Raw genomic sequence first — 26,866 nt, forward strand, 5'->3', positions numbered from 1 at the left:
AAATGGGCCTTGTCTTTATGGACTCTAATTCAGTTTCTCATATCAAAACCCCAATTAAGTTTTTGCCTTAGCGTATCAAAGAAATGATAATGGGGCAACTTTACCAATTTTGCAGAAAAGTTTTCCTTCTTCACACTTAGCTTTACTTCAGAGGAAATTGACGTAGATCGCGAATCCAAAGATATTAAGAATTTCTCAGCCCTGCCCTCTATTTCAAAACTGATCTCACTTTCATCCGAAACAATAATTGGCCTCACATTTAAATTGTGAGGACTTACGGGTGTGATTACCAGGTTCTTAGCCTCTGGAGAAATCAATGGCCCCCCACAACTTAGAGAATAACCGGTAGAACCGGTAGGAGTAGAAACGATCAGCCCATCAGCCCAATAGCTGTTAAGGTATTTTCCGTCTATATAGGTGTGCACTGTGATCATCGAAGAGGTATCACGCTTGTGAATAGTGAATTCATTCAATCCGAAATTCAACCCGTTGAATAACTTTCGATGGCTCTGAAGAGAGATTAAGGATCTGGTCTCTAGCTGGTAATTATTGGCAGCCAGGTCTGCAATGGCTTCAGAAATCTTCTCCGTAGCCACCGTAGCCAAAAAACCCAGCCTTCCGGTATTGAGTCCTAAAATTGGGACTTCGAGATCACCTACTTGGCAGACAGCATCAAGCAAGGTACCGTCTCCACCTATGGAAATCATAAAATCCATGGATGCCATTTCCTCCCTGCTTTCCAGTACCCAATAACTCAATGTGTTATTGCTTAACATGCGCAACTGACGATCAAATTGCTCGGTGGCAAATATCTCAAATTGATGCTTTATAAGTTCGTTGAAAAGTGACTGGACCTCTGAAAACAATTCTGCTTTCAGCACTAAGCCATGAAGGGCAACTTTCATGGGCTAAATATCTAAAAATCTCAGCAAGTTACCGATTCTATCCTCTTCACTGCTCACGCCGCTCTCTTCCTGATAGTGATCTATAATTTTATATCCGAATCGCTCAAGCGTCGCTTTGATGTGCCGAAGTTCTGGTTGATCAAGCTTCAGTGTGAGCTTGATCTTGCTATCATCCAAGGGATCAGTGGTGATAAATGAACTCAGTACCTTTGTGTTTTCTGTTTCGATGATTCTGGAGATCTCCGCCAGGCTATAATCGGTCATGCCCAAAGAAAGTATAAGTACGCTGCCTTGGGATTTGATAGAAAGACTATCTGCAAATGCAGAAATGGAGTCTTCCATGGTCACAATGCCCAAATAATTGGATTCTCTGTCCAGTACAGCTACTATATTGGAGTTTTGCTCCGAACTGACCCGTAGTACATCATAAATGTGCTTATCTGAAAATACCCAACAGTCAGGATTTGCGGGTTCTATATCAGCAATCAGCGTCTCAGGATTATTTATTTCAAAGATTCTATCTTCTTTTATCAGCCCTAAAAAAAGCCCCTTGTCAATAACCGGAAGCACGTCAGTTCTGATTTCTTCCATCCACGCCAAAGCCATTCCTGTTTTATCAGAAAGTTTCAGAGGAGGAATCAGGTTATTGATGTATTCGTAGGCGTGCATAGAAGAAAGATAGGGAATGAATTTAGAATTTAAAACGTGATAATGCCTATTCTTGTTCCTTTTCTGGGAAAAAACGGGGATTCGCCCAGATTATAAAAACAAATAGTTGTAAATAATCCCGAGTACGACACCTCCGGCGATGATTAGCGGAGAGGAGATTTTAGTGAATTGAAGCAAAACGTAGGTGGCTAGAATAAACAGAATATTCAGCGTATTTGCTTCAAGGGGCTCGAAGAGCAAATAGGCAGCTGCGATTAGCATTCCACAGGATACGGCATTGATTCCTTCCAAAGCCGCTCTTACCGGACGGTATTTTTTCAGCTGATCCCAAAATCTGATTACAAAGAAAATAAGGAATATGCCCGGTAGGAAAATTCCGGCGGCAGCTATTAATCCTCCCGCAAAAAAACCAACTGTACCGAATTCTCTCATCGAAAGAGCCCCTACATACGAAGAAATGCTAAAAGTAGGGCCAGGAATACCCTGGGAAATTGCATATCCTGTAAGAAATTCCTCTGAACTAAGGAAGTGTTTAAAGTCTACAAATTCAGTATATAAGTAGGGGACAAGTACCTGACCCCCACCGAAGATCAAACTTCCGTTTCGATAGAAGTTCTCGAAAAGGATAATGGGTTGATATTTAGTGACAGCACCTAAAGCCGCTGCCACTACCAAGACTCCCCCCCAAAGGTAGAAGTTGGCCCACTCGATTTTTAGTGGGGTATCTTTTTGCAGTTCGGGTTGTTGCTTGTATTTGATAGAGGTGCTTAGTCCACCTATAATTAAAAGTACTGGGAAAATATATGGTGAGTTGTAGAAGAATGAGACAAAAGCCGAGATCAATACGAGAACCATGGCTTCAGTAGTCTTTATGGTTTTCCCAATTATCTTTTGCGCAGCAAAAATGATAAAACCTATAGCCATAGGCTGAATAAATCGGGCAAAATCCAACGCGCCGGGAGTATTTTCCTGAAGAAAGTAAATGAGCATTGCCGCAAAGATCATGAGCAAAGTCGCCGGCAAAATCCAGACTATGAGCGCAAGATAAGCCAGGTTGGGACCGCCTACCCGATAGGCAATGGCACAGATCAGTTGGGTGGAAGATGGGCCCGGGAGCATGTTGCATAGTGCATTTAGCTCCCATAGCTCCTCTTCTTGAATGTAGGCTTTTCTCTTGATCATACGCTCTAGCAGCATCGCAAGAAATGCCTGCGGCCCACCGAATGCCGTAAGAGAAAGCGTAAGAATGTCTTTCAGAAATAAGTAATATCGGACCTGCTTTACCGACATCCCTTATTTTCTCAAGCCAAGTTCACGAAGCCTCTCCTCCAAAAATTCTCCTGCAGTAGCATCTTCAAATTGTTTTGGATGCTCGTCATCTACACAGCTATCAAGACAGGTAAGATCCATCTCTGAGCGGGGATGCATAAAGAATGGTATAGAATATCTGCTGGTATTCATCTTTTCCCTAGGTGGATTGACCACCCGGTGGATGGTGGATTTAAGTTTTTTATTAGTCAATCTCTCCAGCATATCTCCCACATTTACTACCAGCTGATCAGGAAGTGCAGTGATGGGAATCCATTTCCCATCTCTTCGCAACACTTGCAGTCCGTCTGCACTTGCGCCCATTAATAGGGTAATCAAATTGATATCGCCATGCTCCGCCGCCCTAACGGCATCTGCGGGGACCTCATCTGGGTTTTCTATTGGGAAATAATGGATTTGCCTCAAGATGGAATTACCATGCGCGACTTTGTCCCCAAAGTAATTCTCATCCAGATCCAAAGAAAGTGCGATGGCTTGAAGCATGGCCTTTCCCGCATTTTCAAGCGTGCGAAAAGCTTCATTTGCATCGTTTTGAAATTCGGGCAGCTCCTCAGGCCAGATATTTGGTGGATATTCTGACTTGATCGGATCAGTATCCGGGATTCGGCTTAGTTCTTGCCCTACATGATAAAATTCCTTCAAGTCCCCTGTATTTCTGCCTTTGGCATGCTCTTTTCCCTTGCCCGTATATCCACGCTGAAATCCTATCTCCGGTTTCTCATACTTGGATTTGATCGCATCAGGCAGGTTGAAAAAAGCTTTGATAGATCCATAAAGTCTATCTTGGAGATCTTGTGATAAGCCGTGATTCTTGATTGCCACAAAACCAATGTTTTGGTAAGCTTCACCAAGCTTCTGTACAAATGCCGTTTTTTGCGCTGGAGTACCAGAAGTAAAATCAGCTAAATCTAAACTCGGGATCTCATCAAATAGGATTTCCATGTAGGGATGTATTATAGTTCAAGGTCTAATTTATCTTTAAAATTAAATATCTTTAATCTCAATTTACACGCAGTATGAATAAAATCCTGACTTTACTCTCGTTGATTTTTCTTTTCTCAGCTTGTTCTTCTGAGAAGGAAAGGATCAATGAGGAAATAGTAGCTATGCCACCTAGCCAAGATGCTCAGGTATCTTCCACACCGCAGGTGAAATTGTTTCAATATGAAGATCAGGCAGCATATCCCGATGCAATACTTGAATTATATTCCCCCTTGGGAAATCAAACCTTCAAACCAGGGAAGGTGCCTTTTGAGTTTAATATCAAGAATTTTCCATTTGATCTAAACGCCACTAAAGAATTTAAACTTTTCAATATCTTAAATGGAGGGGATCCGATAGGGTTTTACGCTCCGATTTTTCAAAGAGACCTTACAATAGGCAGTTATCGTGTGGTTGCCTATTTGGTAGATGAGGAAGGATTGGCATTAAAAAACTTTGGAAATTATGTGGATAGGGATTTTCAGGTGGGAGAATCCAGGCCTTTCCCGTATTCAGGAGAGCCTTACTTAGCCTTGAATCTCCCCCGTTCAGAACAGGTTTATGAAACCGGGAGCGAAGTGATCATTGATTTTTTGGTGGTAGGAGGGGATATGAAGCTGGATGGGCTAAAAGTGGCAATTGAGGTGAATGACTTAAGCTATGAAATTGATCATATGGCTCCGGTCAGGATAGAGAATCTTCAGCCCGGGAGCTATCAGGTTAAAATTAGATTACTTCGGTCGGACGGAAAAGAACTCGAGGGGCCATTTTCAAGTGTGAGTAGAGACATCATTGTCGGTTAACATGCTTATCTTTGGGGCTTCAATTTCAAAGATTTTAAGATGCTTTTAGTTAATCAAATTCGGGAAAACTACGCCGGGGTACTTGCCGGACTTCAAAAGAGAAATTTTCAAGATGCCGAATCTGTCCTAAACAGGGCGGTGGAACTGGACGAGTTAAGAAAATCCACTCAGGCAGAGCGTGATCAGATACAAAGTGAGTCCAAGGCAATTTCGAAGCAGATTGGAGCATTGATGCGTGAGGGAAAGGCAGAAGAAGCAGTGCTAATCCGGGAAAAAACAGCTGAGCTAAAACTTCAGGTTAAGGATCTGGAGGATCAAAACTCCAAAGCTGAAGATGAGCTGAAAGCCTTGCTTTATACCATTCCTAATGTTCCCCATAGTTCTGTGCCAGCTGGAAAATCAGCCGAAGACAATGAGGTGGTACTGGAAAACGGGGCTATTCCTGAATTGAATGAGGACAAGCTGCCACATTGGGAGCTTATCAAAAAGTATGACATCATCGACTTCGATCTTGGGGCTAAAATCACCGGAGCGGGATTTCCGGTTTATAAAGGTAAGGGAGCAAGGCTACAACGGGCATTGATCAATTTCTTTCTGGATGAAGCACTGGCGCAGGGCTACTATGAGATACAGCCACCGATTTTGGTGAATGAAGACTCTGGCTATGGCACAGGTCAGCTGCCGGATAAGGAAGGTCAAATGTATTATGCAGATGCTGATAACCTGTATTTGATCCCAACAGGAGAAGTCCCGATCACTAATATTTACCGTGATGTGATACTTTCTGAAAGCGATCTTCCGATAAAAAATGTAGGGCACTCTCCTTGTTTCCGAAGAGAAGCGGGGAGTTGGGGGGCGCATGTGAGAGGTCTGAACAGACTTCATCAGTTTGATAAAGTAGAAATCGTGCAGATCACGCATCCTGATAAATCCTATGAAACCTTGGAAAACATGAGTAGCTATGTGCAGGGACTATTGCAAAAGCTGGAATTGCCTTATCGTGTGCTCAGACTTTGTGGAGGAGACATGGGCTTCACTTCTGCTTTGACCTACGATATGGAGGTATTTTCTGCTGCCCAGGAGAGATGGCTGGAAGTGAGTTCTGTTTCCAACTTTGAGACATATCAATCTAATCGGTTGAAGTTGCGTTTCAAAGGAGCAGATAAGAAAACCCATCTGGCCCATTCACTGAATGGAAGCGCATTGGCATTGCCAAGAATCGTAGCTTCTATTCTGGAGAATAACCAAACTCCAGATGGGATCAATATGCCAAAAGTGCTTCATCCATACTTGGGATTTGATAAGATCTCTTAAAAAATCCATACTTAGAAAAAGCGTGAAGAGACCTTCACGCTTTTTTTCTTATCTCTTGATTCTTATCTCTAAGCTCTGATTTTAAAGTCTCAAAGAGTGTCTCACTGCCGGAAAATGGGCTATTGAATAGCGGTTATAAGAATACAAACGGAGACAACTTAGCACTTTTTACTTCTCACATTAGATACGCTACCCTACATTCTCTTCAAAAAGTCTTTCCAACGTTTTCTCCAAATCCTCCGCATAACCAGAATGCGGCCTTGAAGTTTGGATGATAGAGCTTCTCACTGCGGTAAGCCAACGGAATCTTGACGCTAAATCCATAGTGCCTATATTTCCTCCGTTGACCGATCCAGTGCAAATTTTTTCAAAAGAAGCCAGATTCAATTGGATCATTTCCACATCTGCCAGTGGGTCAAGTATAAGTAACTTCTTTGTGTCTAACTGGATTTTACATCCTAGGAAATCTCTCTTCCAATGACAGAGTACTACGCCGACGTTGATGAACTCTTCCCGCTCCACACGCGGTACTACGCGGATGATGGCATATTCATATAAGTGCTGTTCTTGCATCTTGCGCTTCTTTTATGAATTGATCAGAATAGGAAAGGCGGAGATCGAGAAAGTCCTGATAAACCTTTCTGATCACGGTAGAATTCTCAGAGTCACCCCCGGCAAGTAACCACTCCTCTGGAATGGCATTTACAATTGTTTTGATTTTGTCGGGTGTCAAAACCTTTTTAACGGCTTCATTTACTTCCTCAAGCTCTGAGGCTTCAGGAAGAAGTACGTGGTTTTTGATAATAGGAAATGGCCCCTCAGCATTTTTTTTCCAGTTGATCCAGGCATGCTGAAATAGAAAAGAAGCACCATGATCTATCAGCCATAGCTCCCGGTTCCACATAAGCATATTTGTGTTTCTGAATGTCCGGTCCACATTGGTAATGAACATATCCAGCCACACGATCTGGGAAGCAAGATAGGGATCAACACGCATGGCAACAGGATCGTAATTGATCGCCCCTGAAAGGAAATGTAAAGCTAGATTAAGTCCCTGGCTTCCTTTGAGAAGATCCTGGATTTCTTCATCTCCTTCAGATCTGCCAAAAGCAGGATCCAAATTGGCAAAGACTAATTCTGGTACTTTCAGTCCCAATGCCCTTGCAATTTCTCCACCCAGCAATTCTGCGATAAGAGCTTTCTCCCGCTGGCCAGCTCCGCGGAATTTTAGCACATATTTGAACCCATCATCCGCATCGGCAAGGGCTGGCAAGGAGCCCCCTTCCCGTAGAGGCAAAATATATCGGATCACGCTTACGGTGCGAAGTGTTAGTTTTTCAATCATTGGATTTCTAATTGAGACTTTTTGCCTTCCAAAGAAAAAGTATCTGAATGATGCTATTCTTCATTGAAATACAGGACAAAATCTCAGGTATCAAAATTATAGCGTATGTGTAGGCGAATTCAAATTAATTCTTCTACGTGCTTTTGAATATTTTCTGATAATTTTTTCATAGGCAAGTCATTCGCATCATTGCCAAACGGTTCTTCGATTTCTTCAGCAACTAATTCCAAGCTGGCCAAAACATAGAATATAAATGTTACGATGGGAGCAGCATAATATCCTAGGGAAAACACATAGCCTAGCGGCAAAGTAAGAACGTAAGCCAAAATAAATTTCTTGATAAATGAGCTGTAGGAATAAGGAATGGGAGTGTTCTTAATCCGTTCACAAGCTCCACAGATATCTGTGAAGGAGACCAACTCCTGGTTCAGAATGATCAGTTGATCACCGGTTATTTTTTTGTCTTTGTAGAGATCATTTACCTTGGCAAACATCAGCTTAGCTACTTGGTTGGGGACATGTTTTTCCGGGTCGATCTCAGGCTTTATCTCTTCATCCTTCTCATCATCCAGCATATACATAGTCACCTTATTCTGTAGATGCTCTTTCAGCGCAAAAGCATAAATAGGGATAGTCCTTCGGAAAAAGCGCCTGTAGTCTTCGTCTTTATTGTCCAGGATACCAGCTAGTTTGAGCGCCAGGTTTCTACTGTTGTTGACCAGTTGCCCCCATAGCTTCCTTCCTTCCCACCACCTGTCGTAGGCTGTATTTGTGCGGAAAACCAATAGTAGAGAAATGACAAAACTCAACAAGCTGTGCATGATCGGGATATTCTGAACCCAGCTGTTTTTTCCGATCTTGAGGTAATCCATCTCCAGCCAGGCTATTCCTAGGGAGTATATAAAAATTACGACCATGAATGGTCCCAGCTTGACCAGTGTGTCGGACTTTTGGACTAAAAATAAAATTTTAAACCAGTCTTTAGGATTGTACCCTTTCATATGATTATAATTTGTCTTTTAAAGGCCATTTGGAATCTCGCATGGTAGGTAATCATCTCTGTGTGCCATCTGCGACATGCTCGATTTCATAATGTCATCCTAGTGGGGGATATATACTAAAAGGAGAAAAGTAGGAATTAACTGCCTTTTTTCACAAAAAGTAACAGTCTATTTGGTACGAATCAATTGTTGGTGAATTTTCAATACCTGGGGAATCAGGAGTTTATTGTCCGAATTCCTGATTACAAAGTCAGCCAGTTCGTTTTTCTGCTCGTCTGGAAGCTGTTGGTTGATGATTTGATTTACCTGCTCCTCAGAGCGAAAAGGGTCTCTCATCAGCGTTCTGGCAATACGTACTTTTAGAGGCGAGCTTACATTGATCACATAATCCAATGAAAGATTGCTTCCTGTTTCGAAAATCAACGCTGCTTCTTTCAATACATACGCTGAGGTCTTTATTGAGGCCCAATCGGAAAAATCCTTTCCTACTGCAGGATGAACCAGGGCGTTGATAGTCTTTACTTTCTCTGGATCTGAGAAGACTGTTTTGGCCAGGAAATTTCGGTCTAAGCTTCCGTCAGGTAAGTAGGATTTATCACCGAATGCATCTTTAATCTGGCTTTTTAAGCGCTCATCATTTCCCATAAGCCATTTAGCTCTATCATCAGCGGAATAGATGGGAATGCCAAGGATAGAAAAAATCTTTGCTACTGTGGATTTCCCTGATCCGATCCCACCGGTGATTCCGACTAAAAGGGGAGACTTCTTACTCATAGCTGAGTTTTAGGATAGCTGGAGTTACCACGACCTGATCCAGGTAATCGGGCATAGGCCTCACTTGAACGGTAATAGTGCTGTCTTTCTTATTCCTTTTGTAATAGTCCAATACAGCTTCGAATTCAATGTCTTTTAATTCGGAGACTTTCCGTCCGTCCACAAGGTAGGATATCATAATTACCACATCTTCATCTGCGAGTGTGACTGAGCTCGGGAAGTGTGTTTTGCTGATTTTAAGCCTTTTATTTCCTTCAAGAAATTCAATAACCTCGAATTTTACGCTGACTTCCCTCTCTTCTATCTGCACTAGATCATTCAACGAATCTGGAGCCTCAAGAGTGATTTTCTTCTCAATGGATTTGTTGATGCGACTTTCGTCCAGATCTATACTAAAAATCGCGCTCATGCTATCCAGAATAGAGCTAGGGCCTTTGAGCGTAATGGTTTCTGGGTTAAATGTAATCTGATCGATAATCCGATAATTCCTGGCCATCGTAAAGCTTGTAGAATCAAGAACTGGTTTCACTTGGATGGATTTAACTTTGTCAATGTTAAACTTGAGTGAATCCTCAAGTACAGAGACTAGTTGGGTAGGAGAAAGGAATTCCCCAAGTGACCTTTTTAGGTCAGCAGTGAGAATGTAGTCGTTTGCAGTGGGATTATTGAGTTCTATCGGATAAGCGTCGCTGTTGAAATTGAAGTACTTTCTGAGTAGATCCCAGCCGTCTCCTGAGATTTCTATCTCCAACGTTTTTGGAAGGCCGGCTACAGCGATATATTCGGTTTGATCATAAATAAGCTCAACGGGAAAATCGACCACAGTAGTGTAGTCGTCCTTGTTGAGGGCGTTTAAAATCCAAAAAGTGGTAGCTGCTGCGATGCAGAGAACTACCACTTTCAGATTAGAGAGTTTTTTTGGAGAAATCCTTTTTGGGGATTTTTTAGTTTCCGGCAAAATTCAATTTATTTTTTTGTTTCTGTCTTTTTTGAGAAATCAAGGGATATCGCAGACTTTTCCACTTTCACTTTAAGGCCCCGGTCTAGTTCCATCAGGACTACATCGCCTTCCACAGAACTTACTTTACCATGAAGCCCACCAATGGTTACCACTTCATCGCCTTTTTTTATTTCTTCAATAAATTTCTTGCTTTCCTTTTGTTTCTTTTGCTGTGGTCTGATCATAAAGAAATACATGATCAGAATAATAGAACCGAATAGGAAAACCTGTCCTAAAATCCCACTGCCACCTGCTGCTGCCTGAGCTAATACTGTAGAAATCATAATTATCGTTTAACCGGGCCTACGGGTGTGGAGGCTCCTGCAATTTTTGGAGTAACTGAACCTTTCAATCTCAATCGGGTAACAGTAGGGTTGGTGTTTGCTTGAATACTAACGGTAGGGGCTTGTGTTCCTGACTTCGAAGCTGAGTTGAATACTACTTTTACAAAACCCTCGTCACCTGGCTTCACCGGAGCCTTGGACCAATCGGGAGAAGTACATCCACAAGATGCAGTAATGTTGGAGATTACCAATGGCGCTTGTCCATTATTGGTGAATTTGAAGATATGCTCTACCACTTGGCCTTCATTTATCGTACCAAAATCATATTCCATTTCCGGAAACTGAAATGAACCTAATGTGGCAGGATCAGCCGCTTGAGTAGACTGCGCATTCACCGGAGTAACTGCTGTGCTACTTGTTTCCAGTTGGGCTATTTTATCTTCAAGAGCTTTTATCTTTGCATCCTGGTCACTTTTCTGGTTACATGAAGTTCCCAATGCAAGCATGACGGTAAATACCGCCATATTCATTACGTTGATTTTCATATTGGCTAATTATTTCCTTGGTTGATTTGATCTATTAATTTATTAACGTCACTAAGCAGGTTCTCTGCTTTGTTCTTTGCTTCGGAGATTACACGCTTACCCTCAGTTTTTGCCTCGTTGAGGTGCATTTCTTTACCATCTACTAAATCATCTATCAACTCTTCCAACTCCTTCTTGTATTTGGAAAGTTTGAAAGAAAGCCGATCACGGGTATTTGTTCCCGTATCAGGCGCAAAAAGTACTCCAACTGCTGCGCCTACGCCTGCACCGATTAGGAATGCGATGAGTGAATTACTGCTCTTGCTCATAGTTATATTATTTATTGTCCAAAAGGCCTCTACCGCTCTTACGTATTTCTCCGCTATCGGTTAACTCTTTCGCCATCACATCCAACAAACCGTTGACAAATTGCTTGCTTTTGGGCGTGCTATACGTTTTTGAAATGTCTATATACTCGTTAATACTTACTTTGACCGGGATGCTAGGGAAATTTTTCATCTCTGCTATCGCCATCGAAATAATCACTTTATCTGTGAAAGCGAGCCTGTCAATATCCCAGTTTTTGGTTTTTTGAGTGATCAGTGCCTTACTACTGGCGTCATTCTCAATGGTGAAGTTAAAGATATTTTGAAAAAACTCCTTATCCTCATCCCAGTTCATGGCAATCTCAGGCATTTCACTTTCATTTTCTTCATTGAGGTTGGCAGCATTTTTCAATACTTTGGATGCCAAGCTCCTTACCACAGATTTGTCTTCAGTCCAGTTAAGGTCTTTTTCTGAGAAGAAATTCAAAATCACTTCATTTTTGAAAAGGACTTTTTTCAGCAAATCATCTACCACCTCAAAATCTTGTTCCATTGTAGGACTTTCCAACTGAAGATAAGCCTGGTACTGCTCGGAGGGCTTCACATAGTCCCTAAACCATTCTCTGATTTCAAGCTCCACATCGTCTAAATTGGCATTGTTTCTAGCCACCGCAGCTCTGTAGGAATCAGATTCCCGCAAAGATGCCAGCACCTTGTTGCTGGGAAAGTTGAGTTCATTCCCAAAACCAACAGGATTGTTGCCTGCGAATTTCTTTTTCTTTTCAATCTCTTTTTCTACATGTCCCGCAAATGCCTGCAAAAGCTCAATGGCCAATAAGTATAACTGAGGGATACGTTCTGCAGATACCACCATATTCTTCAGGAGAAACTGGTGATCTTTTTCATTCGACTCATGATATTTTTTTAAAGCATCCAAAACCACTTGTTTGATTTTACGGCTTGCTTCGCTTGATTTGAGTAAGTCCCTCGAAGTTAGATTTTGATCAAAAAGCTTGATTGCTTCTTCTGCCTCTTTAGTAAGGGCAGTTTTATCTTGCACTTCCATACTGTTCAGATCCGGCATAAATGAGGCTCGGATAAAATCTTTCGCAAGGTTGAGATTGGAACCTTTGCACTGCTCATATGCATATAGATTTTGAAAAGCCTTTACTCTGAGTATTCTTCTGTTTAGCATGTCTTCGAAATGAGTTGCAAATATAGGTAATTTGATGTGGCTATCACCTAGTTGGATGGGACAAAAAAACCACCGAAAGCTATTCCCGGTGGTTTTAAAATAGATTTTCTATTGCTTAAAAAGAGAGCTTCACTTTTCCGATTGCTTCAATCCTTGCTTTTGCAGTCTCAATGGCAGCTTGTTGCGCCGGGATATTTTCTTTTTCAGATTTATTCAAAATACCCAAACACGTATCATAGATTTTCTCAGTCTGCTTGTAAACGGTTTCCCGGTCATAGCCGCCAAAGTACTCAGCACCTACATTAATTACGCCCCCTGCGTTGATCAGGAAGTCTGGAGCGTACACAATCCCTTTTTCTACCAGGATTCTACCATGCCTTGCTTCATCCTTGAGTTGGTTGTTGGCACCACCCGCTATTACGGCACATTTCAATCGGTCGATGGTCTGATCGTTGATTGTGGCACCCAGTGCACAGGGTGAGTAAATGTCCATCTCCAGGTCATAAATTACATTCGGATCCACTACCTGGGCCCCAGTGGCTTTTGCCACTGCCAATAGCTTGTCCTCAAAGATGTCTGTTACCAATACATTGGCCCCTTCTTTGATCAGGTGCTCAATCAGGTATTTGCCTACCTGCCCTACTCCCTGTACACCGATTCGTTTCCCTTCGAGGGATTCTGAGCCAAATGCTTTCTTTGCGGCGGCTTTTATCCCCATATATACACCATACGCCGTGACTGGTGAAGGATCTCCACCACCCCCCTTGATTTCTGGAAGACCTGTGACATGGCGGGTTTCCATCCCTATGAATTCCATGTCAGAAGTGTTCATATTTACGTCCTCAGCAGTCACGTACCTGCCGCCAAGGCTTTGGACAAACCTGCCGAACCGCCTAAGGAAGGCTTCATTTTTCAATTTTGGATCACCCAAAATCACTGCTTTTCCCCCGCCAAGATTCAATCCGGCAAGGGCATTTTTGAAGGTCATTCCCCTAGAAAGACGAAGAACATCTGTAATCGCTTCTTCTTCAGAAGTATAAGGCCACATACGGGTGCCACCTAATGCGGGGCCCAAAGTGGTGTTGTGAATCCCGATCAATGCCTTGAGGCCGGTGGCTTCATCGTGGCAGATCACCAATTGTTCGTGATCCATCGTGGTGATTTGGCCAAAGATTGAACCTTCACGTACGGTTTCGGTAGCTTTAATCTCTAACATATGAACTTAGCTTTTTAGAATGTGTTATATTTGGGTACTCCTTTGTGAAAATAGCCGATACAAAATTAAATGCTTTTATTGGCCTTCAAAGGATTAATATACCCAGTTTTCCTAATCTATTTCCTTCATTTTAAAATTTTTATTTGGTGAAACCACTTTGGAGACTCAATAAGTATCTGTACAAATACAAGGGTTTGATCCTTTTAGGGATACTATTTACGGTGATATCAAATATTTTCGTAATTATTCCCGCGCAACTGGTTCGGCTTGCAATAGATTATGTGGTTGAAAGTTTTTCTGTTTATCAGCCTTTGGCACAGGGTGGAATGGGAGAACAAGCACAGGATATTTTCCTGAAATTTGTTGTGGTATTTGGCGTCTTGATCCTGGCGATGGCTTTGCTGAGGGGGATTTTCTTGTTTTTTATCCGGCAGACACTCATTATCATGTCCAGAAAAGTGGAATATGATATGAAAAATGAGATCTATGAACACTATCAAAAACTGCCGCTGAGTTTCTATAGAAAAAATAGTACGGGGGATTTGATGGCCAGGATCACAGAGGATGTAAGTCGTGTCCGCATGTACCTTGGACCTGCTATTATGTATGGTTTGAATCTGTTGATTCTTTTTCCGCTGGTGATCTCTTACATGATCACGGTCAATCCAATGCTGACCTTATATGTGCTTTTGCCGCTACCGGTACTTTCTCTGAGCATCTATTATGTGAATAATATGATCAATGAGCGGTCTGAGAAAATCCAACGAAGCTTAAGCGGCTTGAGCACATTTGTACAGGAAGCTTTTTCGGGAATACGTGTGCTTAAAGCTTTCGTCAGGGAAAGTGACAGTGCAAACGACTTTGCGACGGCAAGTGAAGACTATAAGGTTAAGTCTATTAGCCTGACCCGGGTGAATGCTTTATTCTTTCCCATAATAATGGCTTTGGTAGGAATCTCTACCATCGTTACTGTCTATGCAGGAGGCCTTCAGGTGATCAGCGGAGAAATAGGTTATGGGGTAATTGCGGAATTTATTCTGTATGTAAATATACTGACCTGGCCTGTAACATCTTTGGGATGGGTGACAAGTATTGTGCAACGGGCGGCAGCCTCCCAGACTAGGATCAATGAGTTTCTGGACGAAAAGAATGATATACTGAGTACAGCAAATATCAAAATAGATATCCAGGGAACTGTGGAAGTTGAGCATGTGTCATTTGAATATCCGGATTCTGGGATTTATGCCCTTAAGGATATAAGCTTCCAAATCAAAGAAGGGCAGACATTGGGAATCATAGGTACCACTGGTTCTGGGAAATCCACAATAGCCAATCTATTGATGCGCATGTACGACCCTACATCCGGTGTGATCAAGATTGATGGAAAGCCCATAGATGCATTTGATATCTCTAACCTGCGCAGACAGATCGGTTATGTCCCTCAGGATGTTTTCTTGTTTTCAGACAGTATCGGGAATAACATTGCTTTCGGTATAGAAAAACCGGATCCTAAAATTATTGAGCAGGCGGCGAAAGATGCTGATGTGTATCAGAATATCGTGGAATTCCCCAAAGGATTTGAAACTATGCTGGGAGAGCGGGGAATTACGCTTTCCGGAGGCCAGAAGCAGCGCGTATCAATTGCACGGGCGATAGCGAAGGAACCTAAGATTCTCATTCTGGATGATTGCCTTTCTGCAGTAGATACTAAAACCGAAAATGTGATCTTGACGGCGCTTAAGAATATCATGCAAAACCGTACTTCCATTATTATTTCCCATCGGGTATCTTCTGCCAAACTTGCAGACCAGATCATCGTGCTGGACGACGGTAAAGTAATAGAACGTGGAAATCATGCCTCGCTCATGAAGCAAAAAGGAGTTTATGCTGAGCTTTATGAGAAGCAGACCCAAGCCGGCGAATCTATTGAAAATTAGATTTTACAGTTCATATTCCTGATCAAGTAAAGTAGCTTTCAGGAAAAGTAGTTAACTTGGTGGGTATCAGTTTATCTAAATAGCTGCAGCCATGGAAGAAAAGAAATCCACCACCCAAGACATTGAAAAAGTCCTTAAAGAAATTGGTGATAAAATAGAAGAGCTTGTCAAAAAGGGCGCTGAAGCAGGATTGGATGCTAAGGACGAAATCGAAAAGAAGATCAAAGACCTAAAGGAGAACAAGACTACCCTGGAAGCGGAGTTTAGAAAAGGCAAAGAGATTCTTGAACGTGAGTATAACGAGCGTAAGGATGATCTCAAGCCGAAACTGGAAGAATCAAAGGGCTTGTTTAAAGAAGGATTGAAACAGATTGCACTGGCATTTAAGACACTTTTTCGCAAGAAATAACGAGTTGGATAGCGAATTTCTGATAAAAGAGAAAATGCCCGGGAAAATTTTCCCGGGCATTTTCGTTATTTTTCTGCGAGTGCATTACATCGGTCATAAGAGGGATCCAGATCAATGAATATATCCTCCTTCGCTGTTATAAACCATTTACTAAGTAAATCCTCTTCTTTTTTGCGAAGAGTGGCCGCTTTGAGTTTTTCATAATCATCCTCCATATTCGCCCGGTGAGCAGGATACTTAGCCTTGTAGTAGAGAATTCGGACTTTCTTTCCTTCTCTGGGATCATCAAACTGCATGGGCTTGGTGATATCGCCGACCTGCATAGTATCTATAGTAAAGAAAAGAAGAGGATCCTCAAGTGTACGCAGGGAAAGACGGCTCGAATTGGTGGATGGGTCGGTAAAAAAACCACCATTGTCGGAAGTGCTTCTGTCATCAGAGAAGTCTTTGGCGGCTTTGGCGAAATCTAATCTGCCCGCCTGAATTTCTGTTTTTAGGCTATCAAGGTATCTTTCAGCTTTTTCAACATCTTCAGAGGTGGCTTTAGGGGACATTAATATATGTCGGGTATTATAGGTGTTGTTTTTGATTTCCAACAATTGTATGATATGAAACCCATAATCTGTTTCTATAGGATCAGAAATTTCTCCTGGCTTAAGGCCCAAAGCCGCGCCTTCATATTCAGGGACCATTTGTCCCTTGGTTGAAAAACCCAGGTCCCCTCCATTGGCCGCTGATCCGGGATCTTCAGAATATTTTCTGGCTAAATCTGCAAAGTCAGCTTTCCCTTCCCCAATGTCTTTTTTGAATTGGACAAGCTGATCGTAGACATCCTGTTTTGTTTGAGAATTTACTTCAGGTTTTATCACGATTTGGCCTACTGTTGCCTCAGAAGTGAACAAGGGTAAAGAGTCTGTAGGGATGCTGTTGAAAAACTGTTTCACATCGTTTGGGGAAACAGTCAGTCCTTCAGTGATCTGCGTTCTCATTCGTTGTACAATCAGTTGTTCTTTGATTACATCCTCTATCTCAGCCTTAAGTTGGTCAGAAGTCTTTCCATACGCTTGTACAAGCGTCTCCTCATCGCCTCCAAATTGTTGCATGACCATATTGAATCGTTGGTCTGTCTGAAGCATCACTTCTGCATCTGTGACGATCACCGAATCAACTTCCGCTTTGGCTACCATCAATTTATTGATCATTAAGGATTCAAATACCTGACAGCGGGTAGGAGCCACTTGCCCCTGCTGATTTTGTGATAATGCCTCTAAGTACGCTTTCTGTACATCTGATTCGAGTAAGATATAGTTGTCCACTTTAGCCACAATTTTGTCAAGAACCTGTCCTGTCTGGGCAGCTTCTTGTGCAAATGATGCGGTGAACAGCAGACTGGCAATTAGGGTGAACGTAAGTTGGTTTAGCAATTTCATGGATTTTTTTTCCGTCTTTTGATACTTTGATGGCGGTTTTCTAGGGTGGATTATTATTGATTCAAAGCTATGAAAGTTTCCTCCTTCGCTTTAGGGTTGATATTGACCGGATATTTTTTACGCAGTGATTCCACGAGGGTTTTATCCAGATGCTCCTGGTAATCCCGTATAATCAACCCACGTGTTTCTTCGAATTTTTTTGGTCCCGGGTTGGTCTTTTCTCCCAAGATTACGATATGCAAATGCCCGTTTGCCTCAAGCTCTTGATAGTCCATATTCATGTCAGCTTTAGACAATACAGGATGTTCGCTGTATTCGATGTTGCCTGTTTCTGTTTGGTAGGCCAAAGAATTGGAGCTTTCATAACTGCTCTCAAAAGAAGAGATAAGTTCAGCTGAAAGAGGATTACCTTGAAGGAGTTTACGGGCGGCGTCCAATTGGGTCATGTCAAGGATTTTAACGATGTAGGCATTTACTCGGCCTTTCCACTGGTAATTTTGGATGTTCTTTTCATAAAATGCTTTTTGCGACACCGTATCCAAGAGGCCTTTTTGCCATACTTCCTCATTCATAAGGGAGAAAAGCAGGATTCCATCTCTATACTCTTTCAAAAGCATTTGATATTCCTTATTGTTTGCCTCCAAATCAGCTTCTTCTGCCTTATTTAATTCGAATGCCGCAAAGCGCTCGTACCAGGCATCAAATGTTCCTGTCTTATTCTTTAGTGTGATCTCTTCTTCAGCCATAAAATCTGCAAGGTTCTGGGCAGTGAAACTTTTGCCCATCAGCGTAAATAATTGATCACTGACCAGATTTTTTTCTGAAAGAGTCTGAGCAAATTCATCCTCGGCAATATTGTTTAATTCCCCCCTTAATTTGGCTATGTTGACTTCGTGTTCATCGAAATTGTAGCGGGATTTCTGAATAGCCATTACCTGTGACTGGATCATCGTGGAGCGGGAATCTCTTAAGATTCTCGAGCGGATGCTCTCTTCCATGGATTCAAAGCTTTCCACAGGTTTTTTATCCTCTAATCTTAAAATATGGTAGCCGTATTTTGTTCGGACAGGAGGAGATACTTCGCCTAATTCAGTCAATGAAAATGCTGCCATTTCAAATTCCGGAATCATCGACCCAACACGAAACCAAGGCAGTATTCCACCTTTCTGACTGCTCGCAGGGTCTTCTGAATAGTTTTTTACAATATCCTCCCAGACAGTATTTTCCTTCTGGATTTCATTGTAGATATCGGCGACTTTGCGCTTGGCTAGATCTTCACCATTAGCATTGGTCTCATCTATTCTTACCAAAATATGTGACACGCGCACTTGGCCGGGATTGGGCTGGCGATCTTTTACATTAATAATATGGTAACCAAAGTTGGTCAGGACCGGAGACGAAACTTGCCCGGGCTGAAGTGAGAAAGCAGCATCCTCGAAAGGCTGAACCATCTGGAGCGCTGTAAAGTAGCCAAGATCCCCTTTGTTCACCTGAGCAGAAGGATCATCCGAATATTCTACCGCAAGCTCAGTGATATTGCCGCCTTTTTTAATTTCATCTTCAATTTTCAAGGCCATGCGAAGTACGATCAAGCTATCTTCCTTAGTGGCATTTGGGGGAAATTGAAGAAGGATATGACTGGCCCGGATAATTTCCTGCATCCTGGAGTAGGCCTTTCTCAGTTCGCCTTCTTCCAATGAATTTCGGATTAGGAAGGGAGCCTTGATGTTTTCGCGGAAGGATTCAAATTCTCTGATGAATTCTTCTGTATGATCTAACCCTTTGGCTTCCGCCTCGCGGACCTTTAGTTTGTAATTGATGAAAAGATCAAGGTTCTCATCAAATTCTTCTCTGGACATTCCCGGTGTACCGGATTCAGATTTATTGCCTCTCGATAGTAAATAGATCAACTCATCCTTATCTACCGTCTTATCCCCTATAGTCAATAAGGGGTCATCCTGTTCAGAGGCCTGTACAAAGGCAATCGCTGACGTGAAAGGCTCAAATGTTAGGAGGAAGGTAAATATAAGGGCCGAAATGGTTCGGTTTGTCATGCGTTAAATGGCAGAATATGAATGCAATTTTACAAATTTATTAGGAATTCAAGTCAAATGCCCCGAATACTAAGCATTTAACAAGAATTAGGATTGAAACCATTTGATCAGCCGACAGGTATTTGTGCCTTTGCTGGACTCGAACTCGATTTCATCCATTATCTTCTTGACCAAAATTATGCCTAAACCACCTTTTCTCTTTTCTCCTTTTACTTTATCAAGGTCAGGAACTTCATAATCGAGCATATTAAAGGCTTTACCTTCATCGGTAATTTCAAAAATCAATTTGCCGGTATTTTGTTTGATTTTGAGCTGGATATAGTCAAGCGCATTGCACTTGTGGGAGTGGATGATCAGATTGGCACATACCTCTTCCACTGCCAGTGTGATCTGGTGTTGGTCAATGTCAGACATATGCAGTTGCCCCAGCGTCTTTTTTAGAAAGACCCGCAGCTCAGAAAGTGCTGTAGTTTGACAGGATATCTTCATCTGATGTTCCATCTCAGGCAAGCAATGCTGTTTTCTTATCAGGATAAATACGGATAAGCTGATCTAATCCCAAAATCTTAAATACTTCAAAAACGCGGTCAGAGAGTGAATAGATTTTCATGTCAATTTCTTTTTCCTGAAAATCCTCCAGATAAGACATGAATACACCCAAGCCCGCTGAGGAAATGTATTCCAGACCTGCGCCATCCACCAAAATAGACTTGCTTCCATTGGTAACCAGTTGGGTGATTGCCTCATCGAGTATTACCGAGTTGCTGGCATCCACTTCACCTTTAAGCAGCAATATATTGTGTCCATTTTCTTCTTGGTTTTCTATCTTTAGCATTTTCTAGCTTTCTTTATTTTGTTCGGCAAATTTCACCACCATAATCGAATAATCATCATCTATCAATCCGTTACCGCCGACGAAGGCATGTAAGGAATCAATGATTTTAGACTGGATTTCTGGTGGGTTTTGTTTGTGATAAACTTCTAATAAGGTTTTGATGCGCTCATAACCGAATTGATGGGATTTTTCATTTTTAGCTTCTACTATACCATCTGTGAATAGAACTAGTACGTCACCTGACTGATAGGTGAATGTCTTTTCCACAACGTGTTTTTCATAGTGCATGTTTCTTAAAATACCCAAACCCAGGCCATCTATCTCTAAATAGTCAGCTTTGTTTTCTTTTACCTGATGAAAAAGCGTTGGGACATGACCGGCACGTGAATGACAGATGGTTTGTTTCGCAGTATTGATGATGAAAATCGACGCAGTGATGAAATGGTTTTTTTCCAGGCATTTACCCAATGCAGCATTAGCCTTGATCATAAAATCCGCTGGGCTGAGATTCAGCTGGATAAGACTTTGGAAAATACCTTTCATCTGAGACATATGAAATGCCGCAGAAGTTCCCTTCCCTGACACATCTCCAATAATGAGCACATAGCGATCCTCATCCAGTTTATACGTATCGTAATAATCCCCTCCCACCTCATCTGCCGCATTGGAGTAGGCACAGATATCAAAGAATTGATTGTGATCCAATCTGGTTGGGAGCAGCGATTTCTGTACACGTTGGGCTATTTTCAATTCCTCTTGATAGCGTTCGTTTAAAATTGCCTGGTTGAGCAACCGATGATTTTCTACCGCAATACACGCCTGTCTGCCAAAAGTGCTGATGATGTTAAGCATTTCTTTGTTGAATCCATCCTTGACTTCTTTACAAAGCACGATTTTTCCTATTATGGATTTATTGATTACCAAAGGTACCAAGAGGACGGATTCAAATTTAGGATGATCTAGCCTGAGGGTCAAAGGACTCAGATTGTCCAGGCGCTTTTCAGCAGCCCATTCTTGGGCAGGCTTACGCTGCTGGATCAGATCCGAGATCTCTTCTCTGGTCTTTCGGTCTATAAAGCGCTCCTGGAAAATACCGTCTGGGAATTCCTCGCTGGTCATTGCCAACCAGGCAGCGTCAGCATATGCTGCACTCATACAGGAATCCATTAGAATATCCAGGACTTGCTCTTCATTTTCTTCAGGCTGTATGGATTGGCTCAAGCGTTGAAAATTGATCGCTTCGGTGAGTTTTTGCTCAAAAACTGAAGAAGTGGGAAGATTGAAAAGAGTTACCAGAAAACTGAGAACCGCATAGATTAACACAAACCAGAACAGAGAAATCAGAAATAAACTCCCGGTAAGATTTATAGGATAAACCCATTGATCTTCACGTACAAATGTGCGCCAGATGAGATAGCCTACTGAAGCGATAATGACAGAAAGGAAAAGCAGGGATTTCCACTTTTCTTTGAAAGTCAGGTAAGGAATCCATTTTAAGTTAGTCGACAGGATTATCGCTAGTATCCCCAACAGAACCAAGCCAAAAAAGAAAGGATACTCATTGGCACCTCTGTCAAAAAATACTAAAAACATGGCTAATAACATAGCTATCTCGTAAGCTTGCCATTGTTTTACTACGCGTTTAGTTTTTTGGTAAAGTATAAGGTGTTGCCACAAAAGTGATGTAGATACTAGAAATATCGTCACCAGGCCGAAATGTACGTGATAGAAGAAGGTTTCAAGAAATGGGTCCTTGGCAAGCTTACTTTCACCCAGAGAACCATAAAACAATTCAATGATTATATAAATCGCCACTGCAAAAATCCCGGTAGATGCTCCTCTCCATATTAAATTGAGAAAATCACTTTGGGTACTTTTTGTGATCGAATGCTTATAAAAACCATAAATGGTTATGAAAAATAAGGTCTGCAGAATCCAGGTGAATTCGATAGCAATACCGGGATCCATCTGATTGAGAATTCCGACAAGCCTTACCAGATTCACAAATAGCAGGGCAAGCCATACCAGGATGGCGAGCAACAAGCTTAGTTTTCCGATATGGATTGGTGGTAGTTTGATCATGGATGTGCTTCCACAATAATACTCATTCGGATTGGAAAATTATGATGGTGTATTAGTACAAACTACGGGGGGATGTTAAAAAGCCTAAATCGACAAGGCTGGAAGTGTATCCCCAAGAGCTTTTACATACATACCAAATCCACAATGACTCCGGTGCCATACTCCTTATCGATTAGCGCAAGTACTTTACTTTTATTCATTAGTAATTCCTTCTTAATTGGTCCTGAGCTTAGTTTGACAAAAAGTTTTTTGTCTCGGATAAATACGGAGGTTGTTCGGTCTGCAATGGTTTTACCCACTAAAAGCGACCAATCATGAACCAATGATTTTTCTCTGAATTTACCTTCTAATCTGTATGCTTTGAGTAGATCATTGAATGCTGACTCAAGTGGTGCTACTTCCTTTTTTCTGCTGAAATATCCGTCTGTACTCATATTGTTTGCTGATCTCAAACGAAAAGTGCCGCTGCAATACTATCTGCAAGGAGTTTTCCGCTTTTGCTCAAAGATAGGTTTTTATCCTTCCAAATGAGCCACCCCTCAGAATCCATCTGAGCTAAAATGGCTTTTTTGGAGAAAAGGAGGTTTTCCCCAAATTCTTTTTGGATAACCCGAAAGTCTATTCCCCACAACGTCCTCAATCCCGTAAGTATATATTCGTTTAACCGTTCCTCCTCGGATAGATTGTCCACTGTAAATGGAATAGCTCCACTCTCCAAGCATTTCAGATAGCGCGGGTTGTTAGAAGGATTTACGCCCCTGTTTTTCCCATCAAAAGAATGGGCGCTTGGCCCCACTCCCAAATAGGGGATGCCTTTCCAGTAGTTTGTATTGTGCAAAGCGAATTGCCCGGGCTTGCCGAAGTTAGACACTTCATATTGAATATAGCCGGCTCTATCGGTTTGTTCCTGAAGAATTTCAAATTGCTCCGCTACAAAATCCTCATCAGCCGGCAGGAATTTCCCTTTTTCAGTCCAGTTGCCCAGCGCAGTTTTGGGTTCTACCGTGAGGGCATAGCTGGAAAGATGTCCCGGATCCTGGGAGAGAGCTTCGGATAAATCCCGGGTCCACAATTCGTGGTTTGCCTGTGGGTAACCGTAAATCAAATCCAGACTGAATTTCCCAAATCCTGCTTTTCTTGCTTTCGTTATCGCTGATCTGGATTCTGCCGCAGAATGCGCACGATTGTAGAAAGTCAGGACTTTCTCATCGAAACTCTGAATTCCCAGACTTAGTCGATCTATGCCCAGACTTTTCCACGAACTTAAATTCCCTCCATTCAAATTGTCCGGGTTTGCCTCCAATGTCACTTCCTGCCAATCCGAATTGTACGTTTTTGAAATCTGGTTTAGGATTTTTTCAATCAGTTTTGGAGGTAAAAGGGAGGGGGTTCCCCCACCAAAATAGATAGTTTCTACCTTTTTATTTTGAAGGTATTCGGATCGTAATTCCAATTCACGACAGATCATTGCGGCCATCCGATCCATGGTTGCCAGATTGGTGCTAAAATGAAAATCGCAATAATTGCAAGCCTGCCTACAAAATGGAACGTGTATATATATGCCAGCCAAAGTGAATTGTATTATTTTGCAAATATAACCAATCCGACTCAGTCCTTTGAAAACCTCTTTTTTGGCATACTTCTTTTTTTTCTTTGCCGGAGGATTGATTTGCGAAGCCCAGAATAACTATTGGATAAAGTGGTCAACTGATGATCCCCAGCACTATGTCGACTGGGTAGCCTTTACCTCTAAAATAGCCCGTGATAAGTACCTCGATTCTGTTCAGAATTCTTTTCAAAAAGAAGGGTACCTCGGTCTTTCTGTGAAAAGGGAATCAATATCCCGTGATTCTTTGCAGGTGCAGATCATGTGCGGGAAGAAATACTATTGGGAGTCAATATCCGAAGGGAATGTGCCAAAAGCACTGTATCAGAATCTGCGCCCTATTACCCGTGCATATTCCTCAGCATCAGATTGGATGCGCAATGTGATCAATGGAGCCGAGAATAGCGGCTTTCCATTTGCTCAAATAAAACTTGACAGCATCCGGCGAAATGGCAACGCGCTTTCTGCCGTTTTTGCCTATGATGCTGGTCCGCTCATACATTGGGATAGTGTGAAAGTAGCCGGGGCTACTAAAACGCAGGCAAGGTATGTACAGAATATAACGGGAATCCGGCCTGGACAGCCTTTTTCACAAAAGCAGCTCGATGAGGCAAATCAGGCGCTCAGCCGCTCTCCTTATTTTGAGCAGACACGCTCCCCCATAGTCGATTTTCAGATCAAAAAGGCTCAGCCGACATTTACGTTACGTGATAGAAATACCAATGTACTGGATGGGATAATTGGGCTGTTGCCTAATGCAAATGAGCCCGGCAAAATGCTTATAACAGGGCAGCTGGATTTGGAGCTATACCATCTGGGTGGAGTAGGAAGAGATGTGGCGGTGCACTGGCAGCGCCTGAACGTAGAAACACAGTCTTTGGACATCTCTGCCAAAGAATCATTTTTGTTTAACTCCCCATTGGATATCCGGGTAGGATTTAATTTACTCAAGCAGGATTCCACTTTTTTGAATAGGTACTTAAGTTTGGATTTTGGCTATCATCTGAGCACAAAAAGTTACCTGCGCTTTTTTACAGTTAGACAAGCGAGTGATATTTTGAGTACGGAAGCTTTTGGTGATGTGACGGAGCTTCCGGATGTAGCAGATTATCGGTGGAATCAGTATGGCTTAGGTTGGGCCTGGGATAAACTGGACTCCCCTGATTTCCCGAGAAGGGGATTTTTGGTAAGTGGTGAATTTGGTTTGGGGAATAAGAGAATTCTGGAAAACACGGGGTTTCCTACTGAGGTTTATTTGAATTTGGATAAGGACAATCCCCAGTACTTGGGAAAGGGGGAGATTCAAACACATATTTTCGTCCGGCCAGGCTTTGGGATGTGGATTAGGGGAAGCGCGGCTTTCATCCAAAATCAAAATCTCTTGTTGAATGATTTGTTTCGATTAGGAGGATTGAAGAGTATCCGTGGCTTCAATGAAAATTTCTTTTATGCGCAGTCTTATGGCTACATAAATATGGAGCAGCGGCTTTTTTTTGGAGAAAACTCATTTCTCATGGGGTTTCTTGACTTTGGGATTCTGGAAAACCCGTACTTTGCAGCAGCTATTGATAAGCCCGTCTCTTTTGGCGCGGGAATCAATCTGGATACAGGCTCGGGAGTGTTTCGGTTTATCTACGGAGTCGGAAAATCTAATTTGCAACCTTTACAATTCTCCTATTCTAGGATACATTTTGGCTACCTAGCCAGATTTTGAATATGAAAAAATTGATCAGCAAGTCAATAATTACCCTATTTCTACTAGTTGGCCTCTGTCAGCCTGCCTTTTCTCAGGTTTTGGAAGATTATAATCCAAATTGGCAAGAGGGAGAGCGGGAGACATGGTTCAGCTCCAATGACCGACTGATGCTTGACTTAGATCTTGAAACGTTTCCATTGGCTTATTTTTCATTTAAGTTCCCAGATCATTCGGTCGTGTTTGTGGGGGAAAAGCTCTGGTTTTTCACTGACCAGGATACCGCATTTGTAGAGCGGGTGGAGGATTTCAAAAAAGAATTTTCAGGTGATAAGACGAATCTTACAGTTTTTAAAAATGGGATTTCTGCAGATCAGGCAGGGGTGAGGAAAATTTTGCAGGCTGAGTCCTCAGACAACAGTACAGGTGAGGTGGGATTCCCTATGGAAAAGCGGAAGTTTGACAGGCAAACTATCCGTGATTTCTTTGGGGTTGGATTGCTGATTTCCCTATTGCTAATAGGACTCTACAAACTGGCTTATCCTTTCATTTTCTCTATGATGATAAAGCCTATTTCGCTGCTGACTGCAGAAGATTTTTCTGAAATAGGGAGCTTGCAGAAGTTTTTTTCCGTAGATATTTTGTTTTATGTGTTTATAGTAAATATGCTTTTGTCGCTATCGCTGGTAACTGGTATGGTAGTCTTCCGCCAAGAATGGCTGGTATCAAGGATAGAGCTTAGCTTTACTGCGTTAATGGCATTATGGTTAGGGGGTGCTTTTTTTCTTTTATTGCTCACTATTCTCAAATTTACGGCTATTAAAATTTTGTCCTTCTTATTTGATTTGGGGAAATTAGAATTCCCTCATTTCTTTTATTTGCTACGCCTGGTTGCAATTGCAACTATTGGATTGATATTGGTATCCGCGTTTTTTTTGCTAAATGATTTCTACGCTATTAAAACGGCGTTAGAATTCTCATTTACAGCTTTTTTCTGGGTGTATATCCTAGGGGTTCTTGGGCTGTTTTTGATTATGGTGAATAAACTGGGTTTTAAGAAATACCATTTATTTACTTACCTTTGCATCGCGGAATTAGTGCCCTTTTTAATCTTGGCCAAATTGGTGCTTGATGTGGGGTATTAATCTCGGTAA

Annotated in this window: 27 protein-coding genes; 6 read left to right on the plus strand and 21 right to left on the minus strand. The window is 42.0% G+C overall.

Annotated features, from left to right (window positions below; translation table 11 throughout):
* Positions 1–29 precede the first annotated feature (29 nt).
* The 4 genes from AS141_RS18195 to AS141_RS18210 all read right to left on the minus strand — a co-directional run bounded on the left by AS141_RS18195 (position 30) and on the right by AS141_RS18210 (position 3,845).
* Positions 30–905, minus strand: coding sequence for an NAD kinase (locus AS141_RS18195; RefSeq protein WP_057939122.1), 876 nt, complete (start codon positions 903–905; stop codon positions 30–32).
* Positions 906–908: 3 nt separating this feature from the next.
* On the minus strand, positions 909–1,574 hold the full coding sequence (locus AS141_RS18200; RefSeq protein ID WP_057939123.1) for a CBS domain-containing protein: 666 nt from the start codon (positions 1,572–1,574) through the stop codon (positions 909–911).
* Positions 1,575–1,664: 90 nt separating this feature from the next.
* Positions 1,665–2,864, minus strand: a complete 1,200-nt coding sequence (gene chrA, locus AS141_RS18205; RefSeq protein WP_057939124.1) for a chromate efflux transporter — start codon at positions 2,862–2,864, stop codon at positions 1,665–1,667.
* Positions 2,865–2,867: 3 nt separating this feature from the next.
* Complete coding sequence (locus AS141_RS18210) at positions 2,868–3,845, minus strand: isopenicillin N synthase family dioxygenase (RefSeq protein ID WP_057939125.1); 978 nt, start codon at positions 3,843–3,845, stop codon at positions 2,868–2,870.
* A 74-nt stretch (positions 3,846–3,919) separates the two neighbouring features.
* On the opposite strand from AS141_RS18210, the gene AS141_RS18215 reads away from it, so the two are divergent.
* Both AS141_RS18215 and serS read left to right on the plus strand, forming a co-directional pair.
* On the plus strand, positions 3,920–4,687 hold the full coding sequence (locus tag AS141_RS18215) for a hypothetical protein (protein ID WP_057939126.1): 768 nt from the start codon (positions 3,920–3,922) through the stop codon (positions 4,685–4,687).
* A 39-nt stretch (positions 4,688–4,726) separates the two neighbouring features.
* Complete coding sequence (serS, locus tag AS141_RS18220; RefSeq protein ID WP_057939127.1) at positions 4,727–6,001, plus strand: serine--tRNA ligase; 1,275 nt, start codon at positions 4,727–4,729, stop codon at positions 5,999–6,001.
* Between the two features lie 189 nt (positions 6,002–6,190).
* Here serS and AS141_RS18225 read toward each other — a convergent pair whose 3' ends face one another.
* From AS141_RS18225 to AS141_RS18270, 10 genes are all read right to left on the minus strand, one after another.
* Positions 6,191–6,574, minus strand: a complete 384-nt coding sequence (locus tag AS141_RS18225; RefSeq protein ID WP_057939128.1) for a DUF3037 domain-containing protein — start codon at positions 6,572–6,574, stop codon at positions 6,191–6,193.
* Complete coding sequence (locus tag AS141_RS18230; protein WP_057939129.1) at positions 6,552–7,346, minus strand: HipA family kinase; 795 nt, start codon at positions 7,344–7,346, stop codon at positions 6,552–6,554. The genes AS141_RS18225 and AS141_RS18230 overlap by 23 nt, the downstream gene beginning before the upstream one ends.
* Before the next feature lie 119 nt (positions 7,347–7,465).
* Positions 7,466–8,347, minus strand: a complete 882-nt coding sequence (locus tag AS141_RS18235; protein ID WP_057939130.1) for a bestrophin family protein — start codon at positions 8,345–8,347, stop codon at positions 7,466–7,468.
* 168 nt (positions 8,348–8,515) lie between these two features.
* Positions 8,516–9,121: a dephospho-CoA kinase gene (gene coaE / locus AS141_RS18240; RefSeq protein WP_057939131.1), complete on the minus strand. Its 606-nt coding sequence runs from the start codon at positions 9,119–9,121 to the stop codon at positions 8,516–8,518.
* Positions 9,114–10,079, minus strand: coding sequence for a CdaR family protein (locus tag AS141_RS18245; protein WP_057939132.1), 966 nt, complete (start codon positions 10,077–10,079; stop codon positions 9,114–9,116). The genes coaE and AS141_RS18245 overlap by 8 nt, the downstream gene beginning before the upstream one ends.
* 8 nt (positions 10,080–10,087) lie before the next feature.
* Positions 10,088–10,405 carry a preprotein translocase subunit YajC gene (gene yajC, locus AS141_RS18250; RefSeq protein WP_057939133.1) on the minus strand — a complete coding sequence of 106 codons (318 nt, stop codon included), beginning with the start codon at positions 10,403–10,405 and terminating at the stop codon, positions 10,088–10,090.
* 2 nt (positions 10,406–10,407) lie between these two features.
* On the minus strand, positions 10,408–10,950 hold the full coding sequence (locus tag AS141_RS18255) for a DUF1573 domain-containing protein (protein ID WP_057939134.1): 543 nt from the start codon (positions 10,948–10,950) through the stop codon (positions 10,408–10,410).
* A gap of 5 nt (positions 10,951–10,955) precedes the next feature.
* A complete protein-coding gene (locus AS141_RS18260) occupies positions 10,956–11,258 on the minus strand; it encodes a YtxH domain-containing protein (protein ID WP_057939135.1) in 303 nt (100 codons plus the stop codon).
* Positions 11,259–11,265: 7 nt separating this feature from the next.
* Positions 11,266–12,450: a transcription antitermination factor NusB gene (nusB, locus tag AS141_RS18265; RefSeq protein ID WP_057939136.1), complete on the minus strand. Its 1,185-nt coding sequence runs from the start codon at positions 12,448–12,450 to the stop codon at positions 11,266–11,268.
* 115 nt (positions 12,451–12,565) lie between these two features.
* The gene (locus AS141_RS18270) at positions 12,566–13,666 is read right to left on the minus strand and encodes a Glu/Leu/Phe/Val dehydrogenase dimerization domain-containing protein (RefSeq protein WP_057939137.1); all 1,101 of its coding nucleotides are present in this window, start codon (positions 13,664–13,666) and stop codon (positions 12,566–12,568) included.
* 146 nt (positions 13,667–13,812) lie between these two features.
* Between AS141_RS18270 and AS141_RS18275 the strand changes: the two genes are divergently transcribed.
* Together AS141_RS18275 and AS141_RS18280 are read left to right on the plus strand one after the other, a co-directional pair.
* Positions 13,813–15,603 carry an ABC transporter ATP-binding protein gene (locus AS141_RS18275; protein WP_057939187.1) on the plus strand — a complete coding sequence of 597 codons (1,791 nt, stop codon included), beginning with the start codon at positions 13,813–13,815 and terminating at the stop codon, positions 15,601–15,603.
* 91 nt (positions 15,604–15,694) lie between these two features.
* A complete protein-coding gene (locus AS141_RS18280; RefSeq protein ID WP_057939138.1) occupies positions 15,695–16,012 on the plus strand; it encodes a hypothetical protein in 318 nt (105 codons plus the stop codon).
* Positions 16,013–16,077: 65 nt separating this feature from the next.
* Here the strand turns inward: AS141_RS18280 and AS141_RS18285 are convergent, their stop codons facing one another.
* From AS141_RS18285 to hemW, 7 genes are all read right to left on the minus strand, one after another.
* Positions 16,078–17,442, minus strand: a complete 1,365-nt coding sequence (locus AS141_RS18285; RefSeq protein ID WP_057939139.1) for a peptidylprolyl isomerase — start codon at positions 17,440–17,442, stop codon at positions 16,078–16,080.
* A gap of 53 nt (positions 17,443–17,495) precedes the next feature.
* The gene (locus AS141_RS18290) at positions 17,496–19,496 is read right to left on the minus strand and encodes a peptidylprolyl isomerase (protein WP_057939140.1); all 2,001 of its coding nucleotides are present in this window, start codon (positions 19,494–19,496) and stop codon (positions 17,496–17,498) included.
* Positions 19,497–19,583: 87 nt separating this feature from the next.
* A complete protein-coding gene (locus AS141_RS18295) occupies positions 19,584–19,997 on the minus strand; it encodes an ATP-binding protein (protein ID WP_057939141.1) in 414 nt (137 codons plus the stop codon).
* Between the two features lies 1 nt (position 19,998).
* A complete protein-coding gene (locus tag AS141_RS18300; protein WP_057939142.1) occupies positions 19,999–20,331 on the minus strand; it encodes an STAS domain-containing protein in 333 nt (110 codons plus the stop codon).
* Positions 20,332–20,334: 3 nt separating this feature from the next.
* Positions 20,335–22,413, minus strand: a complete 2,079-nt coding sequence (locus AS141_RS18305; protein WP_057939143.1) for a GAF domain-containing SpoIIE family protein phosphatase — start codon at positions 22,411–22,413, stop codon at positions 20,335–20,337.
* Between the two features lie 122 nt (positions 22,414–22,535).
* Positions 22,536–22,847 carry a DUF721 domain-containing protein gene (locus AS141_RS18310; RefSeq protein ID WP_057939144.1) on the minus strand — a complete coding sequence of 104 codons (312 nt, stop codon included), beginning with the start codon at positions 22,845–22,847 and terminating at the stop codon, positions 22,536–22,538.
* Between the two features lie 14 nt (positions 22,848–22,861).
* A complete protein-coding gene (gene hemW, locus AS141_RS18315) occupies positions 22,862–23,983 on the minus strand; it encodes a radical SAM family heme chaperone HemW (protein ID WP_057939145.1) in 1,122 nt (373 codons plus the stop codon).
* Between the two features lie 61 nt (positions 23,984–24,044).
* Between hemW and AS141_RS18320 the strand changes: the two genes are divergently transcribed.
* Positions 24,045–25,733, plus strand: coding sequence for a POTRA domain-containing protein (locus tag AS141_RS18320; protein ID WP_198293580.1), 1,689 nt, complete (start codon positions 24,045–24,047; stop codon positions 25,731–25,733).
* A gap of 2 nt (positions 25,734–25,735) precedes the next feature.
* Positions 25,736–26,857: a DUF4271 domain-containing protein gene (locus AS141_RS18325; protein ID WP_057939147.1), complete on the plus strand. Its 1,122-nt coding sequence runs from the start codon at positions 25,736–25,738 to the stop codon at positions 26,855–26,857.
* The last annotated feature ends 9 nt before the right edge of the window (positions 26,858–26,866 follow it).

Source organism: Algoriphagus resistens, from assembly GCF_001442615.1.
GTDB lineage: Bacteria > Bacteroidota > Bacteroidia > Cytophagales > Cyclobacteriaceae > Algoriphagus > Algoriphagus resistens.